We start from the raw sequence: 15,062 nt of genomic DNA on the forward strand, positions 1-15,062 counted from the left end.
CTGGAAGCAGGCTCGAATCGCGCTGGGCGTCACCACGGCACGGGCCGCGTGCCGCGCAGCAGCGTCCCCGTCGGCCCGTCGTCGGGGAGCGTCGCGGCGTGGGCGACGTCGAGCGCGGCCTCGGCCGCGGTGCGCGGCGCCGTCGGCATCATCCTGGTGCGGGTCTGGCCGGGGTTGACGGCGTTCACCAGCACCCCGTCGGCGGCGGTGCGCGCGGCGAGCATGGTGGTCAGCCCGTTGAGCGCCACCTTGGACACCGAGTAGGCGGGCGTGCCGGCGGCCAGGCCGATGCTGAAGGTGCCGATGCCGCTGGAGACGAACACGACCCTGCCCCAGCCGCGGCTCACCATGCCGGGCACGAACGCCTGCGCCACCCGCCACGCCCCCAGCAGGTTGACCGCCAGCGTGCGCTCGACCACGTCCAGCGGCACGGTAAGCGGATCGGTGCCCGCGTCGAGCAGCACACCCGCGTTGGAGACCAGCACGTCGACGGCCCCGATCCGCCGGGCGGCGTCCCGCACCCCGCCGGCGTCGGTCACGTCCAGCGCCTCCCCGACGACCTCGCCGCCCATCCCCTCGCTGATCTCGCGGGCGGCGGCGGCCGCGTCGCGCGCGGACCTCGCGGTGACGATCACCCGCAGGCCGCGGCGGTGCAACTCCTCCGCGACGGCGCGGCCGATGCCCCGGTTGGCCCCGGTGATCAGTGCGGTGCGCTTGTCTCCCACGGTGCCTCTCCCGCCGTCGTCGTGTCGAGACCGCCGCGAGCCTCCCAGAACGGGCTCGACCCGCGCTGGTGCCCGGCTCGCGCGGGGCGGCGGGGACGCGGTTGAGGTGTCGTCGAGCCGGGTTCGAGATCGAGCGATCAGGCTGGCGGCTGGTCACGGAGGAACCGCCCCGCGCACCGGATCGGCAGGAAGGACGCGTACACGATGACGACGACGAAGGACATGGCCGACGCCGGGACCCGGATGAGCCCCCGGCCCCTGATCGAGCTGGGCGTCTCGTTCTGGTCGGCGAAGGCCCTGCTCACCGCGGTCGAGATCGGGCTGTTCACCGAGCTGGCCCGCGGACCGGCGAGCGAGCGGGAGCTCAGCGAGCGGCTGGACCTGCACCCGCGCGCCGCGCGGGACTTCCTCGACGCCCTGGTCGCGCTGGACGTCCTGGAGCGCACGGACGACGTCTACCGCAACACCCCGGCCGCCGCCGCCTACCTGGACGAGGGCAAGGACACCTATCTCGGCGGGTGGATGCGGCAGGCGAGCAGGCACCTGTTCCGGGCGTGGGGCGGTCTCACCGAGAGCCTGCGCAGCGGGAAGCCGTTCATCGGCTGGGACAGCGCGGACTACTTCCAGCGGCTCTACGAGGACGAGGAGGAGCGGCAGCGCTTCATCGCGGCCATGGACGCCATGACGAACCACATCGCGGGCGAGCTGGCCGTCGGCCTGGACTGGAGCGGCTACGGCACGGTGGTGGACGTCGGCGGCGCCCGCGGCAACCTCATCGGGCACCTCGCCCAGGCGCATCCGCATCTCCGCGGCACGGTGTTCGACCTGCCGGAGCTCGACCGGCTGTTCGCCGAGCACATGGCCAAGCTGGGCACCGGCGACCGGATCGCCTTCGTGAGCGGCGACTTCTTCGCCGACCCGCTGCCGGAGGCCGACGTGCTGATCTTCGGCCACATCCTGCACGACTGGGACGACGAGCAGCGCAGGCGGCTGATCGCGCACGCCTACCCCTTCGTACGGCCGGGAGGATGCGTCGTCATCTACGACCGCATGATCGACGACGAGCGCCGGGAGAAGGCCGTCAGCCTGCTCGGCTGCCTCAACCTGCTGCTGGTCACGCCGGGCGGCTCGGAGTACACGGTCGGGGAGTGCCGGGCGTACGCGCGTGACGCGGGCTTCGCCCGCACCTCCACCATGCCGCTGTTCGACGGGCTGGAGACGGCGGTCATCGGGTGGAAGGAGTAGGCCGGGCCGCCCCCGCGCAGCACGAAGGGCCGCGAGAGGGTCGCGGCCCTTCGTCGTCGGGCGGTGCGCGGACGGCGGGATCAGGTGGTGGGCTGGGCCTGCTCCTGCGTCACGGGGTCGCGCTGCTGGGGCGGCAGCAGGAACCCCAGCGCCGCCGAGACGAGCAGCAGCGCGGCCACGCAGACCAGGGCGATGATCGCCGCGTCGGCGGGCGGGCCGGAGTCCAGCAGCGAGAAGAAGACGGTGCCGATGACCGCGATCCCCAGCGCGGTGCCGATCTGGATCGTGGTGTTGATGACGCCCGACGCGGCTCCGGCATCGGTCCAGTGGACGTGCGCCAGCACGACGGTGATCAGCGTCGTGGCGACGGCGGCCATGCCGAGGCCCGCGACGAAGAGCCCCGGGATGAGCTGCCACTGCCCCACCTCGGTGCCGCCGAGCCGGACCGCCCCGGCCACCATCCCGATGCCGACCGCCATGACCAGGGGGCCGACGATGACGACGCGGCGGCCGAGCTTGGGCGCGAGCTGGGTCGCGGCGCCGGAGCCGAAGACGACGCCGACGGCGAAGACCAGCAGGGTCAGCGCGGTGCGCAGCGGGGTCCAGCGGGCGAAGTCCTGGAGGAAGATGGTCATGACGAACCCGTAGGCCGGGCCGCAGAAGAAGAACACCGCGACGGCGAGGCCGCCGCTGACCGCGCGGCTGCGGAACAGCGCGGGGTTGATCAGCGGGTCGGCGCCGCGCCCGACCGCCGCGCGCTCCCTCCAGAGGAACACCGCGAAGACCAGGATCGCGGCGACCGGCAGGGCGAGGATCCACACGGGCCAGCCCAGCGCCTGCCCCTCGATCAGCGGGTAGAACAGCGCGGCGAGGGCGACGGTGGCGATGAGCAGGCCGAGGACGTCGAACTTCCGCGCGGCCTCGGTCTGGGACTCGCGCGCCAGCGCGGCCACGCCGGCCAGGCAGACGAGCCCGAACGGCACGTTGATGAAGAAGATCGTCCGCCAGCCCCAGCCGAAGAGGTCGGCGTTGAGCAGCAGTCCGCCGAGCAGCGGCCCGCTGACGCCGCCGACGGCGAAGGTCATGCCGAACACGCCGATGGCCTTGGGCCGTTCCTCGTCGGAGAACTCCGTCTGGATGAAGGGCAGGACCTGCGGGATCATCAGCGCCGCCGCGGCGCCCTGCACGAGGCGGGAGACGACCAGCATGGCCGGGGACACCGAGGCGCCCGCCGCGACCGACGCGAGGATGAAGACGACGAGGCCGGTCAGGAGGACGCGCTTGCGGCCGTACCGGTCGCCGAGCCGGCCGCCGGTGATCAGCAGCGTGGCGAAGGCGAGGGTGTAGCCGGCCGCGGTCCATTCCAGGACGGTCTCGCTCGCGCCGAGGTCGTGCTGGAGGGAGGGCAGCGCGATGAGGACGACCGTCGCGTCGAGCAGGTCCATGAAGACCGCGATGAGGATCATGACGAGGGCGGGCCACCGTTGGGGGTGGAGGCTCACCGCTCCGGTGCTTTCGTGCATCTGAACGCTCCAGAGGGGAATCGTGGCTCCCTCCGAGGGAATCACCGATGGGATGAATCTGTCAACCAAAAGATAATTCCCGTGTTTCCGGCCGGTCGCTAGGCTGGATCCATGTCGACCGCACCCGGTTCCTCTGACACACCTCGACGGACTCGGCGTTCGCCTCAGCCGCAGGAGCGGCAGCGGGACGCGGAACGCACCAAAGCCCGGATCCTGGAGGCGGCGATCGTCGAGGTGTCCGCGGTGGGACCGGCGCAGGTGCGGGTCGCCGCCATCGCCGCGCGGGCCGGCGTCAACAAGCAGCTCATCTCCTACTACTTCGGCGGCCGGGACGGGCTGCTGCGGGCGATCGGCGAGCGCTGGCGGGAGCAGAAGGTCGCCTTCCAGAGCGAGACCCGGTCACTGCCGGACGTCATCGCCGACTACGTCGGGCAAGGCGCCGGCGACGCGGTCGCCACCCGCATCCTCGCCTGGGAGGGCCTGCACTACGACGGCCCCGAGCACGACCCCGACCGGGAGGGCCGGCGCGAGCAGGCCGCGCGCGACGTCGCCGAGCTGCGGCAGCGGCAGGAGCGCGGCGAACTGGCCGACGACCTCGACCCGGCCGTCGTGCTGCTCGCCATGATCGGCGCCGGCGTCGCGCCCGTCCTGCTGCCCCACATGGCCAACGCCATCTGCGGCGCCGACGCGCAGTCACCCGAGTTCGTGGCCCACTACACCGAGCAGATGCGGCGGATCGCCCGCCGCCTCTCCGTGCTGGTGGCGGGCGCCGACGAGGAGGAGGGCGAGGGCCGCCGGGCGGCGTCGGGTTAAGATCAACTGGTGACGGTTCACGGCCGAAGCGCCTTCATCATCGGCGGCACGGGCCAGATCGGCCGGGCCACCGCCGCCCGCCTCGCCGCGGCCGGCTACGCGGTCACCCTCGGTCAGCGCCGGCTCCGCCCGGACGCCGCCGCGCCGCCTGGAGCGCGGTCCGTCCAGATCGACCGGGCCGACACCGAGGCGCTGCTCGCCGCCCTCGACGGTCACGACCTGGTCGTGGACACGGTCGCGTTCACCCCCTACCACGGCGCGCAGCTCGCCCGGCTGGCGGGCCGGATCGGCTCCCTGGTCGTCATCTCGTCGGGCGCGGTCTACCGGGCTCCCGGCCTGCCGGTGCCGATCCCCGAGACGTGGCCGACGGTCGAGCGCGAGGCCCACGACTACCCGGCAGGGAAGGCGGCGCTGGAACGCCTGCTGCTGGCCACGCCCGACCTGCCGGTCAGCGTCCTGCGGACGGGCGTGCTGCACGGCCCCTACGGCACATCGCTGGATCACTGGTCGTTCATCAAGCGGGCGCTGGACGGGCGGCCGCACGTCGTCATCGCCCAGGACGGCCGGAGCCGGTTCCCCACGACGGCGGTCGCGAACGTCGCCGAGCTGATCCGCCTGTGCGGCGAGCGGCCGGCGGCCCGGGTGCTCAACATCGCCGACGACCCGCTGACCGTCGCCGAGATCGCCGCCAGGACCTTCGCCGTCATGGGCCACGAGGCGGAGATCGTCACCTTCGCCGGCCCGTCGCGCCCCGACGGCCTGGGCTTCCATCCGTGGAACGTCCCGGAGCCCATCGTGTTCGACACCGCGCGGGCCCGCGCCGAGCTAGGCTACTCCCCCGCCGTCTCCTACGACGACGCGCTGCGCCAGGACGTCGAATGGGCCGTGCCCGCCGTACGCGCCGCCGAGGCCGCCGGGGGCGGCTGGCAGGACGTCTTCCCCGACCTGGTCGAGCGGCACGGCCCCGACGTCTGGTTCCCGTACGCGGCCGAGGACGCCTACCTCGCCGGCCCTACCAGATGACCGGCACCGCGTGCGGCCCGAAGAACGGGGCGTCGTGGGCGAACGGCACCTCCTCGAACGCGACCGCGAGGCGCAGCTCCGGCAGCCTGGCCACCAGCGTGCCGAGGGCGACCCGCAGCTCGGCGCGGGCCAGGTTCGCGCCGACGCACTGGTGCACCCCATGGCCGAACGCCAGATGGTGGTGGGCGGAGCGGCGGATGTCGAACGTGTCGGGGTGCTCGAACGCCCGCTCGTCCCGGTTCGCGGAGGCCGCCAGCACCGTCAGGCGGTCGCCGGCCCGGATCCGCGTCGCACCGACCTCCAGGTCCGCGGTCGCGACCCGGTCGAAGCTGACCCAGTCCTGCACCGAGTGGAAGCGCAGCAGCTCCTCGACGGCGCCCGGCAGCAGGCCGGGGTCGGCGCGCAGCGCGGCGAGCTGCTCCGGGTGCCGCAGCAGCGTGAGCACGCCCAGGGAGATCGTGTTCGCCGGCGAGTCGTAGCCGGCGAGCAGCATGAGGAAACCCATGTTGACCAGCTCGTCGGCGGTCAGCTCGCCGGTGGGCAGGTGCCGGGCGGCCAGCCGCCGGATGACGCCGTGGCGCGGCTCCCGTTCCGCGTCGCGGATCAGCTCGCGCAGGTAGCCGCGGACGTCCCTTGACGCCTCGGCCGCCACGCTCGGGTCCATGCTCGTCACCGACAACATCCGCAGCCGTGACTCGAAGAATCCGTGGTCGGCGGGCGGGACGCCGAACACCTCACAAAGGACGCGGGCCGGGACCCGGCGCGCGTACCCGGCGACGAGGTCGGCGGGCGGCCCGGCGGCCACCAGCTCGTCGATCGCCGCGCCGGCGATCCGCTGGATGGCCGGCCGCAGGGCGTTCATCGGGCGGACGCCGAGCTCCGGGATCAGCACCCGCCGGAACCGGGTGTGCTCCGGCGGGTCCAGGTCCACGAAGAAGCCGTCGTCGGGACGGTCGTCGTCGGGGCCGCGCGGCCGTTCCGGGCGGCCGGTGGCCGAGCTGATCCGCGGATCGCTGAGGAGCTGCCGCGCCTCGGCGTGGCGGGTGACCGCCCAGACCGGGGCGCCGTTGGGCAGGGCGGCCCGGACGACGGGGGCGGCGGCCCGCATCCGCGCGTACGCGTCGGGCGGCGCGAGCGGACAGCTCCGCGCCATCGGGAACGCCGGCGTGTCGGCCGGGCCGCTCCGCGCGGTCGGGGACCCCGGCCTGTCGGCCGGGCCGGGGTCGGTGGCGCTCACCGGGCCTCCCCGTCGGACAGCACCCCGGCGATGTAGTCGGCGACGGCGGCGACGGTCGGCTGCGCCCACAGCAGCGTCGCCGGCAGGGAGCACCGGAACCGCTGCTCCAGCCGCCGCCGGACGACCACGGTCATCACCGAGTCGAGCCCCTGCTCGATGAGCGGGCGGTGTGGTTCGAGGTCGGTGGGGGCGAGCCGCATCTCCTTGGCGATCTGCGCGCCGACCTCCTCGACGAGGAAGGTGCGCAGCTCCTCCGGCTCCAAGTGGGCGAACGAGTCGGCGGGCCGCTCGCCCTGCGCGCCGCTCCCGCCGGGGGCGGGCGTGTCGATCACCGGGTAGCGCAGGCCCGCCAACCGGCCGATGAGGGTGCCGGTGTCGTCGGTGATCCGTACCTGTGCCGTGTCGGGCTGCTCGTGGTCGAGCAGCACCTCGATGGTGACCGGGCCGTCCGGCGCGCCCGAGGTGACCAGCCGGTCGATCCGGGTCACCATGCGCAGTAGCGGGTCGCCGGGGAACACGCTCGGCGCGACCGACATGGCCGCGTCCAGGACGGGCGTCCACGGCGAGGCCCCGGACGGGACCGGGCCGCAGCGGACGCGGGCGCGCACCGCGCCGTCCCCGAGCCGCAGTTCCTCGACCTTCCAGTCGAACCCGGTGTCGGGTACGCCGACCGCGGCCAGCCGGGAGGTGACCAGGCCGGGATCGGCCGGGGCGAGCGGCCGCGGCCGGGGCTCGGGCGCCGCCACCGGACCGGCGGGGAGCGCAGCAGTGGCGATGAGTTGCCAGGCGGCGTCCGGGTCGCCCGCGAGCCGGGCGGCCAGGCGCAGCTCGGCGCCCTGGCGGACGACCTGGATCTCGCGGCGGTCGGCGGTCAGCAGCGGAGCGGACATCGTCACGTCCGAGAGCTCGTCGCCGCCGGCGGCGGCGAGGAACGTCGCCGTCAGGACCGCGGCCGGCACGATCTCCACGCCCTCGATCGCGTGGCTGCCGGGATAGGGCCGGGTGTGGTCGTCGAGGACGCTCCGCCACAGCCGGACGTCCGTCCCGGCGAGATCGACGTGGTCGCCGAGCAGCGTGTGCGTGTCCGGGTCGTGGCCCCTGCCGCCGGTGTCGGGCGGCGACGGCGGACGCCAGTGGGTGCGCCGCTGCCACGGGTACGCCGGGAGCGTCACCGGCCCGCCGGAGGGCTGCAGCCGGCGCCAGTCCACGTCGAGCCCGGCGCAGTGCGCGGCGGCCACGGCGGTGAGCAGGGCGGTGCGGCCGGGCCGGTTGCGGCGCAGCGACGCGCCCACGAAGACGTCCTCGTACCCGCTGTCGCCCAGCGTCTCCAGCACCGAGTGCGTGACGACCGGGTGCGCGGAGATCTCGATGAACGCGCGGTAGCCGTCGGCCGCGGCGGCGGCGACCGCGTCCGCGAGGCGTACCGGCCGGCGCAGGTTGGCCGCCCAGTATGCGCCGTCGAAGCCGGGCCTGCCCCGCGGGTCGTCCAGCGCCGTCGAGTAGACGGCGATGCCGGGGGCACTGGGCGTCAGGTCGGCCGCGGCGGCGGCCAGGTCCGGCATGAGCGGGTCCATCTGGGGTCCGTGGAAGGCGACGTCGGAGGCGACCCTGCGGGCCGGGATCCCCTCCTCCAGCCAGGCGGTCAGCACCTCGGCGACGGCGTCGGGCTCGCCGGAGACGACCGTGGAGCCCGGCGACGACGTGATGGCCGCGACCACGCCCGGATGGCCTTCGAGCCGCCGCTCCGCCTCGGCGAACGGAAGCTGCACCATGGCCATCGCGCCCCGCCCCGCGACCTGGCGCAGCAGGCGGGAGCGGCGGCAGATCAGCCGGGCGCCGTCGAGGCGGCTCAGCGCTCCGGCCGTCACCGCGGCGGCGATCTCGCCGACGGAATGGCCGATCACCGCGTGCGGGCGTACGCCGTACTCGCGCCAGACCTCGACGAGGCCGACCTGCATCGCGAAGATCATGGTCTGGACCAGGTCGACCTCGGTGAGCTCGCCCTCGCTCAGCGCCTCGCGCGGCGAGAACCCGATCTCCTCGGCGAACACCGGCTCCAGCTCGTCGATCACGGCGGCGAACGCCGGCTCGGTCGCCAGCAGGTCGCGGCCCATCGCGGCCCACTGCGAGCCGTGCCCGGAGAAGACGAACACCGGGCCGGGGCCGGGGTCGGCGAGGGGGCGGCCCGTGGCCACGGCGTCGTGCGGGGTGCCGGCCGCGAGGTTGCGCAGTCCGGCGGCCAGCGCGGTCTCGTTCTCGGCGACGACCACCGCCCGGTGCGACAGGTGGGTCCGGCGCAGCGCGAGCGTGTGCCCGAGGTCCGCCATCGACACCGGGTCAGTGACGCCGGCCAGGTCGGCCCCGCCGGCCGCGGCCGGATCGGCCGGGCCGGTGACGGTGACGCCGGCCAGGTCGGCTGCGGCCTGGCGGACTGCCGGGCGTGACGCGGCGGACACCGGGAACAGGCGGCCGGCGGCTCCCTCGGCGGGCGCGGGCGCCGGCGGTCCCTGTTCGAGCACCACGTGGGCGACGGTCCCGCCGTAGCCGAAGGCGGAGACCGCGGCCCGGCGCGGGTGCGCGGCCTCGGGCCAGGGCGTCGGCCGGTCCACGACGCGCAGCCCGGCGGCGGCCCAGTCCACGGCCGGGGTGGGGGTGTCCAGCCGGCTCGGCGGGATCTCGCCGCGCCGTACCGCGAGGATGGCCTTGACCAGGCCGGCGACGCCGGCGGCGCCCTCCAGGTGGCCGATGTTGGACTTGGCCGAGCCGATCAGGCACGGCCGTTCCAGCTCCCGGCCGGTGCCGTACACGGCGGCCAGCGCGGCGGCCTCCAGGGGGTCGCCGACCGCGGTGCCGGTGCCGTGCGCCTCGACGTAGCCGACCGTGCCGGGCTCGACGCCGGCCTGCCGCAGCGCGCGGCGCATGACGTGCTCCTGCGCCTGGCCGCACGGCGCCATGATGCCGGCGGTGTGGCCGTCCTGGTTGACGGCGCTGCCGAGGATGGTCGCCAGCACGACGTCGCCGTCCCGTACGGCGTCGCTCAACCGCTTGAGCACGACGACCGCGGCGCCCTCGCCGCGCCCGTAGCCGTCGGCGGCGGCGTCGAACGACTTGCTCCGCCCGTCGGGCGCGAGGGTGCCCGCGGCGTCCAGGGTCAGCGTCTCGCCGGGCGACAGGATGAGGTTGACCCCGCCCGCCAGCGCCAGGTCGGTCTCCCCCGACCGCAGCGCCTGCACGGCCAGGTGCACGGCGACGAGGGACGCCGAGCACGCCGTGTCCACGGCCATGCTGGGGCCGCGCAGGTCCAGCGCGTACGACACGCGGTTGGCGACCGCGCAAGTGGCGGCGCCGATCCCGGTCCACGCCTCGATGTCGGGCAGGTCTTCAAGCAGCCGGTGACCGTAGTCGCCGGTGCACACGCCGACGTACACGCCCGCGTCGGTGCCGGCCAGCGCGCCGGCCGGGGTGCCCGCGTGCTCCAGCGCCTCCCACGCGGTCTCCATCACCAGGCGCTGCTGCGGGTCCATCAGCTCCGCCTCGCGCGGGGAGAGCCCGAAGAACTCCGCGTCGAAGTCCGCCACCCCGTCGAGGAAGTGGCCGTACGGCACCGCGCGGCGGGCCGCCGCCGCGTAGGACGGGCCGCGGTCGGCGTAGGAGCGCCAACGGTCGGCGGGCGCGGGCCCGCTCGTGTCCCGTCCTTCGCACAGCAGGTTCCAGTACCGCTCAGGCGAGTCGGCGCCGCCGGGCAGCCGGCAGCCGATCCCGATCACCGCGATGGCCTCGAACTGTCGATCCGTCACGCGTCCCCTCCCCGAGCCCGCGACCACGCGGGCGACTCCAGAATCTCCACGACGGCGGCCGAGATGGTCACGCCGGGGCCGTAGGCGAACATCAGCAGGTGGTCACCGGGGCCGAGGTCGCCGCGGCGGACCAGGTGTTCCAGGGCGAGGACCTGGTCGCTCGCCCCGCAGTGTCCGATGGTGCGGCCGAAGTCCCAGGTCGAGCGGGACGCCGGGATGCCGAGCCGGTGCTCGCAGATCTGGTCGGCGATCTCCTGCGAGGTGTTCATGCAGGTCAGCCGGGTCACGTCGGCCGCCTTGACGCCCGCCTGCGCCAGGGCGCGATCGATGACCTCGACCATGCGCTCGTCCAGGGTCACCAGCACCATGGTCCCTTCGCCGCCGGCGACCGCGCGGCGGCGGAAGGTGTCGTTGTGCGCCGCGAAGTCCAGCGGGCGGCCCTCGGTGACGCCGGGCGGGAACAGCGGCTCGGCGCACCGGTGCATCTCCTCGGCCTGCGACACCGACACCGAGCACACCGAGGCCAGCCGGGCGAACCCCGGCTCGGTGTCGAGCACGAGGGCGCTGCCCGCGTCGCCGGCGATCGCGCCGGGCAGCATCCGCCAGCGGTCGGCCAGCGGCGTGCCGTAGTTGTCGGCGGCGACCAGCAGGGCCGCCTGGCGTCCAGGCTCGGCCCGCAGGTAGCTCGCGGCCAGCTCCAGTGCCGCGAACATGCCGTTGCAGCCCTGTTTGAGCTGGGTCGACAGGACGCCGTCGCCGACCAGGTGGCGCTGCACGTACGCCTGCGGCGGCCAGCCCTCCGGGCCCTGGTGCCAGGTGGAGGTGTAGAGGAGCAGGTCCAGGTCGGTGGGCGAGCGGCCGCTGCGCGCCACCGCCGTACGGGCCGCCCGGAGCGCCATCTCCGGCGCGGGGACGTCGCCGGCCACCGCGACCGAGGCGATCCCGTGCAGCTCGGCCTCCTCCGCCGGGTACCAGCCGGCCGCCACCGCGTGATCCACGTCCACGGTGCCGGGCAGGTAGGACCCGACGCCGCTGATGTACATGTCCGCCGTCTCCATGTCGCCTCCTGGCTCGTTCGGAACAGGTCGGTCCTTGTCAGGAGGCGTACTCGGGAGGGATGTCCAGGATCCGCAGCACGGCGCAGGCCAGGGTGGTGCCGGCGCCGAACCCGAGGAGCAGCATGTGGTCGCGGGGGGCCAGCGCGCCGGTGGCGAGCAGGTGGTCGAGGGCCACGAACTGGTCGGCGACCCCGAGGTGGCCGACGCCGGCGCCGTACTCCCAGGTGGTGTCGGCGAGGGTCAGCCCGAACCAGTTGACGCCGCGGTGCTCCACGTCGTCGCGGCGTACGTGGGGGAAGGCGACCCGCGCCACGTCGTCGAGCGTGAGCCCGGCCTCCTTGAGCGTGCGGTCGGCCAGCTCCAGCATCGTCGTCTGGATCGCCAGCATCACCTGGGCGCCGTCGCCGTGCAGCAGCCGCCCGCGGAACTCCCGGTTGCGGGCGGCGAAGTCCAGCGGCCGGCCCACGGTCGCGTCCGGCGGGAACATCGGCACGCCGCCGTCGTTGACGGCCTCGGCCTCCGGCACCACGCGTACGTTGACCGCCAGCAGCTCGGCGAACCCGGTGTCGGTGGTGAGCAGCAGCGCGCAGCCGGCGTCGCCCATCACGGTGCCCTCGATCATCCGCCACCGGTCCACCAGCGGCGTGCCGTGGTTGTCGGCGCCGACGAGCAGCGCGCTGCCGCCGGGCCGCAGGTATCCGGCGGCGAGCTGGAGCGCGTTGAACAGGCCGCAGCAGCCCTGCCGCAGCTCGGCGGCCGGGACGTGCCCGCCGGTCAGGTGCTGCTGGAGGTAGTACTGCGGCGCCCAGCCCTCGGGGCCCTGGTGCCAGACGTCGCAGTACAGCAGGAGGTCGAGGTCGTGCGGCGACAGCCCGCCGGAGCGCTCGAACGCCTGCCGGGCGGCCCGCAGGCCGAGCTCCGGCGCGGGCACGTCGCCCGCCACGGCGGCGCCTCTGAGCTGGAAGTGCTCCACCTCGTCGGCCGGATAGCGGCCCTCGGCGACCGCCGTCTCGATGCCGACCACGGGGGGCAGGTGGACGCCGATACTGCGCAGGTACGTGCCGGAAGTACGCATCAAGCCTTTCCTCGGAGCAGCAGCATCGGGTCGTCCAGCTCGTACAGGCCGCACATCGGCGGGCAAGGCTCGTAGCCGAGGAGCCGCTGGACGTCCTCGGGGTAGCCGCGGACCACGTCCAGCGGTATGGACAGGTACTGGTTCTCCTCCTGGCGGAGGTTGCCCAGGTCTAGGGCATACGACAGGCCGGTACGCGGCCCCTCCGAGTTGTTGGCGCCGGCCCCGTGGTAGGTGCTCCCGAGCCAGAGCAGCGCCGACCCGGGGCGCATCTCGGCGGGGACGGCCTCGTCCTCGCGTGGCCCGCGTTCGTCGTCCCAGCGGTGGCTGCCGGGGATCACGCGGGTGGCGCCGTTGCGCGCGGTGAACTCGCTCGCCGCGATCATGACCTGGACCCGGCTCTCGGGGCCGGGATGGGTGCGCAGGTGGGCGGTGTCGTCCCGGTGCAGGCCCTGGACGGGGACGCCGGGCTGGATCTGGATGGCCCGGGAGATGCCGAGCTGGATCGTCGGGACGAACTCGATGCGCTGCTCGCCGAGCCAGGCGCGGACCGGGCGTTGCAGGTAGTGCCGGGCCGCGCCGAGGAAGTGCGGCTGGCGCAGGACCGTGACCGAGTGCGCGCTGCGGCGGACCAGGCCGGGCAGGATGCGGGTCTTCTCGCCGACCAGCCGTCCGTCGCCGTCCGCCGTGCGTTCCAGGTCGGCGCGCAGGTCCTCCCAGAGGCCCGCGAGCGTCCCGGGGTCGATGAAGTCCTCGATGATCACTGCTCCGGCGGCTTCGACCGCTTCGATCGCCTCGTCGATCGCGGCCGAGGCGGGCAGGGTGGTCAGGGTCGTCACGGTTGAATCGCTCATCCCGGCCTCCGCAGGGGGCTGAGTGGTCGGATGGTCCGTACGAGGGGGTCAGGCGGGCGGGCCGAACCACCGTTCGAGCGCGGCGGTCAGCGACGCCCCTCCGGCGGGCGTGCTCCAGGCGACGAAGCCGTCCGGGCGGATCAGCAGGGCGTCCGCCGGGGCCTCGGCGCATTCGGCGGTGACCACGTCCACCCGGTCGGCCCAGGGCCCGGCGAGCGCGCGCAGGCCGGGGTCCGCGCCGAGGTCGAGCAGCAGGGGCCGCCCGCCGCGCTGCAGCTCGGCGAGCCGCGCCGGGCCGTCGGCGGTCTTCAGCCGCAGATCGGGGCAGAAGCCGCCGGTCAGCGGGCCGGTCAGCGACGGGTCGCCCATGTCGTACGTGATGTGCAGGTCGTCGATCAGGGCGGTCAGGTTCCGGTTGGTGTGCTCGTCGAGCAGCAGCTGGGTGACCAGCCGGCGCAGCGCGTCCACGTGCGGGCCGGGCCGCATCAGCGCGATGGAGGCGCGCTGGACCTCCAGGGTCTGCGCGCCGACCGGGTGGCGTTCGGCGGTGTAGGTGTCGAGCAGGTCCTCGGGGCACCGGCCGCGGGCGACGGCGGCGAGCTTCCAGCCGAGGTTGATCGCGTCGCCGAGGCCGAGCCGCAGGCCGGGCCCGCTCCACTGCGACTGTACGTGGGCGGCGTCGCCGGCCAGCAGGACCCGCCCCTGCCGGTAGGTGGCGGCCTGCCGCTCGTTGTCCGTGAACCGGTTGATCTTGTGGACCTTGGTGACGGTCACGTCGGTGCCACTGAGCCGGCGCAGCGACTCCTGGAACTCCTCCCGCGTGATGGGCGCGTCCCTGTCCGCCGGGCGGCCGATGAACTCCAGGGTGATGAACCGGGGCGGTCCCTCCTCGTACACCAGGAGCCCGTTGTCCTTGCGGAACCAGCCGGGCAGGTGGAAGCCAGGGTCGTCGATCTCGGCGAAGGCGCGGTAGCCGGTCGTGACGCCGTCCGTGCCGGGGAAGGGGATGCCGGCCAGCTTCCTGACCGTGCTCCGGCCGCCGTCGCAGCCGACCAGCCAGCCGGCCCGCAGCGAGTACGGCCCGTCGGGGCCCTCGACGTCGAGCCGTACGCCGTCGCCGTCCTCGGTGAAGCCGGTGAGCGTGTGGCCGCGACGTACCTCGACGCCGAGCTCGGCGGCCCGCCGGGCCAGCTCCCGCTCCAGCACCTGCTGGGGCACCAGCAGGTCGGGAGATTCCGGGCGGAGCACGAACATGGTGGCGAAGTGCCGCGCGCCGGGGAACGCCTTGGGCTGCAGGCTGTCGGGCCGCCGCTCGCCCAGGGCGATGCGTTCCCGTTCCTCGGGCGTCGGCTGTGCCGGGGTCCCGTCGACCCCGAGCATGAGACCACGGCGGTCCAGGATGTCGATGGCCCGCCCGGTGATGCCCTCGGCCTTCGGATGTTCCTCCAGTTCCGGGAGTCGTTCGAGCACCACCACCGGCACACCGTGCAGCGCCACCTCGCAGGCGAGGAAGAGCCCGATCGGTCCACCACCGACTATCGCGACCTGTGCCATACACACCTCTGCTGAGGGCATGAGACTGCTGGGGAAATCGTCGGGTCAACGGCCGCTGACCGGCGGCGACGGCCGGTGCGCGGTCCTGTTGCTGATGTGTTGACAGGTGACTGTTCTGTCAGCCGATGCCGATGTTAAGTCGATGATCAAAGAATTCCTAG

11 protein-coding genes are annotated in these 15,062 nt (G+C 74.2%); 3 read left to right on the forward strand and 8 right to left on the reverse strand.

Going from position 1 to position 15,062, the window contains the following annotated elements; translation table 11 throughout:
• Positions 1 to 29: 29 nt before the first annotated feature.
• Complete coding sequence (locus BMW85_RS04185) at positions 30 to 725, reverse strand: SDR family NAD(P)-dependent oxidoreductase (RefSeq protein ID WP_091076949.1); 696 nt, start codon at positions 723 to 725, stop codon at positions 30 to 32.
• A gap of 204 nt (positions 726 to 929) precedes the next feature.
• Between BMW85_RS04185 and BMW85_RS04190 the strand changes: the two genes are divergently transcribed.
• Entirely contained in the window at positions 930 to 1,970 is a 1,041-nt protein-coding gene (locus BMW85_RS04190) for a methyltransferase (protein ID WP_091076952.1), read from the forward strand.
• A gap of 80 nt (positions 1,971 to 2,050) precedes the next feature.
• Here the strand turns inward: BMW85_RS04190 and BMW85_RS04195 are convergent, their stop codons facing one another.
• Complete coding sequence (locus tag BMW85_RS04195; RefSeq protein WP_091076954.1) at positions 2,051 to 3,493, reverse strand: MFS transporter; 1,443 nt, start codon at positions 3,491 to 3,493, stop codon at positions 2,051 to 2,053.
• 111 nt (positions 3,494 to 3,604) lie between these two features.
• Here BMW85_RS04195 and BMW85_RS50270 point away from each other — a divergent pair, with 111 nt between their 5' ends.
• Both BMW85_RS50270 and BMW85_RS04205 read left to right on the forward strand, forming a co-directional pair.
• Positions 3,605 to 4,306: a TetR/AcrR family transcriptional regulator gene (locus BMW85_RS50270; RefSeq protein ID WP_091076957.1), complete on the forward strand. Its 702-nt coding sequence runs from the start codon at positions 3,605 to 3,607 to the stop codon at positions 4,304 to 4,306.
• A gap of 9 nt (positions 4,307 to 4,315) precedes the next feature.
• On the forward strand, positions 4,316 to 5,329 hold the full coding sequence (locus BMW85_RS04205) for an NAD-dependent epimerase/dehydratase family protein (protein WP_091076959.1): 1,014 nt from the start codon (positions 4,316 to 4,318) through the stop codon (positions 5,327 to 5,329).
• Here the strand turns inward: BMW85_RS04205 and BMW85_RS04210 are convergent.
• Genes BMW85_RS04210 through BMW85_RS04235 form a run of 6 tightly spaced genes read right to left on the reverse strand, consistent with a single transcriptional unit; the run spans position 5,319 to position 14,901 of the window.
• Entirely contained in the window at positions 5,319 to 6,566 is a 1,248-nt protein-coding gene (locus BMW85_RS04210) for a cytochrome P450 (protein WP_245774596.1), read from the reverse strand. The two genes, BMW85_RS04205 and BMW85_RS04210, sit on opposite strands and share 11 nt — an antisense overlap.
• Entirely contained in the window at positions 6,563 to 10,363 is a 3,801-nt protein-coding gene (locus BMW85_RS04215) for a type I polyketide synthase (protein WP_245774597.1), read from the reverse strand. The genes BMW85_RS04210 and BMW85_RS04215 overlap by 4 nt, the downstream gene beginning before the upstream one ends.
• Positions 10,360 to 11,421 carry a ketoacyl-ACP synthase III family protein gene (locus tag BMW85_RS04220; RefSeq protein ID WP_091076963.1) on the reverse strand — a complete coding sequence of 354 codons (1,062 nt, stop codon included), beginning with the start codon at positions 11,419 to 11,421 and terminating at the stop codon, positions 10,360 to 10,362. The genes BMW85_RS04215 and BMW85_RS04220 overlap by 4 nt, the downstream gene beginning before the upstream one ends.
• 37 nt (positions 11,422 to 11,458) lie before the next feature.
• Positions 11,459 to 12,496, reverse strand: coding sequence for a ketoacyl-ACP synthase III family protein (locus BMW85_RS04225; RefSeq protein WP_091076965.1), 1,038 nt, complete (start codon positions 12,494 to 12,496; stop codon positions 11,459 to 11,461).
• The gene (locus tag BMW85_RS04230) at positions 12,496 to 13,347 is read right to left on the reverse strand and encodes a phytanoyl-CoA dioxygenase family protein (protein ID WP_091076968.1); all 852 of its coding nucleotides are present in this window, start codon (positions 13,345 to 13,347) and stop codon (positions 12,496 to 12,498) included. The genes BMW85_RS04225 and BMW85_RS04230 overlap by 1 nt, the downstream gene beginning before the upstream one ends.
• Before the next feature lie 48 nt (positions 13,348 to 13,395).
• The gene (locus tag BMW85_RS04235; protein ID WP_091076971.1) at positions 13,396 to 14,901 is read right to left on the reverse strand and encodes an FAD-dependent monooxygenase; all 1,506 of its coding nucleotides are present in this window, start codon (positions 14,899 to 14,901) and stop codon (positions 13,396 to 13,398) included.
• Between the last annotated feature and the right edge of the window lie 161 nt (positions 14,902 to 15,062).

It is taken from the genome of Nonomuraea wenchangensis (assembly GCF_900111685.1).
In the GTDB taxonomy this organism is placed as follows: Bacteria; Actinomycetota; Actinomycetes; order Streptosporangiales; family Streptosporangiaceae; genus Nonomuraea; species Nonomuraea wenchangensis.

Excerpts from the sequence above, each read along its gene's own strand:
- BMW85_RS04190 (WP_091076952.1), top strand. The coding sequence starts at position 930 with ATGACGACGACGAAGGACATGGCCGACGCCGGGACCCGGATGAGCCCC.
- BMW85_RS04195 (WP_091076954.1), bottom strand. The coding sequence starts at position 3,493 with ATGCACGAAAGCACCGGAGCGGTGAGCCTCCACCCCCAACGGTGGCCC.
- BMW85_RS50270 (WP_091076957.1), top strand. The coding sequence starts at position 3,605 with ATGTCGACCGCACCCGGTTCCTCTGACACACCTCGACGGACTCGGCGT.
- BMW85_RS04220 (WP_091076963.1), bottom strand. The coding sequence starts at position 11,421 with ATGGAGACGGCGGACATGTACATCAGCGGCGTCGGGTCCTACCTGCCC.
- BMW85_RS04225 (WP_091076965.1), bottom strand. The coding sequence starts at position 12,496 with ATGCGTACTTCCGGCACGTACCTGCGCAGTATCGGCGTCCACCTGCCC.
- BMW85_RS04230 (WP_091076968.1), bottom strand. The coding sequence starts at position 13,347 with ATGAGCGATTCAACCGTGACGACCCTGACCACCCTGCCCGCCTCGGCC.
- BMW85_RS04235 (WP_091076971.1), bottom strand. The coding sequence starts at position 14,901 with ATGGCACAGGTCGCGATAGTCGGTGGTGGACCGATCGGGCTCTTCCTC.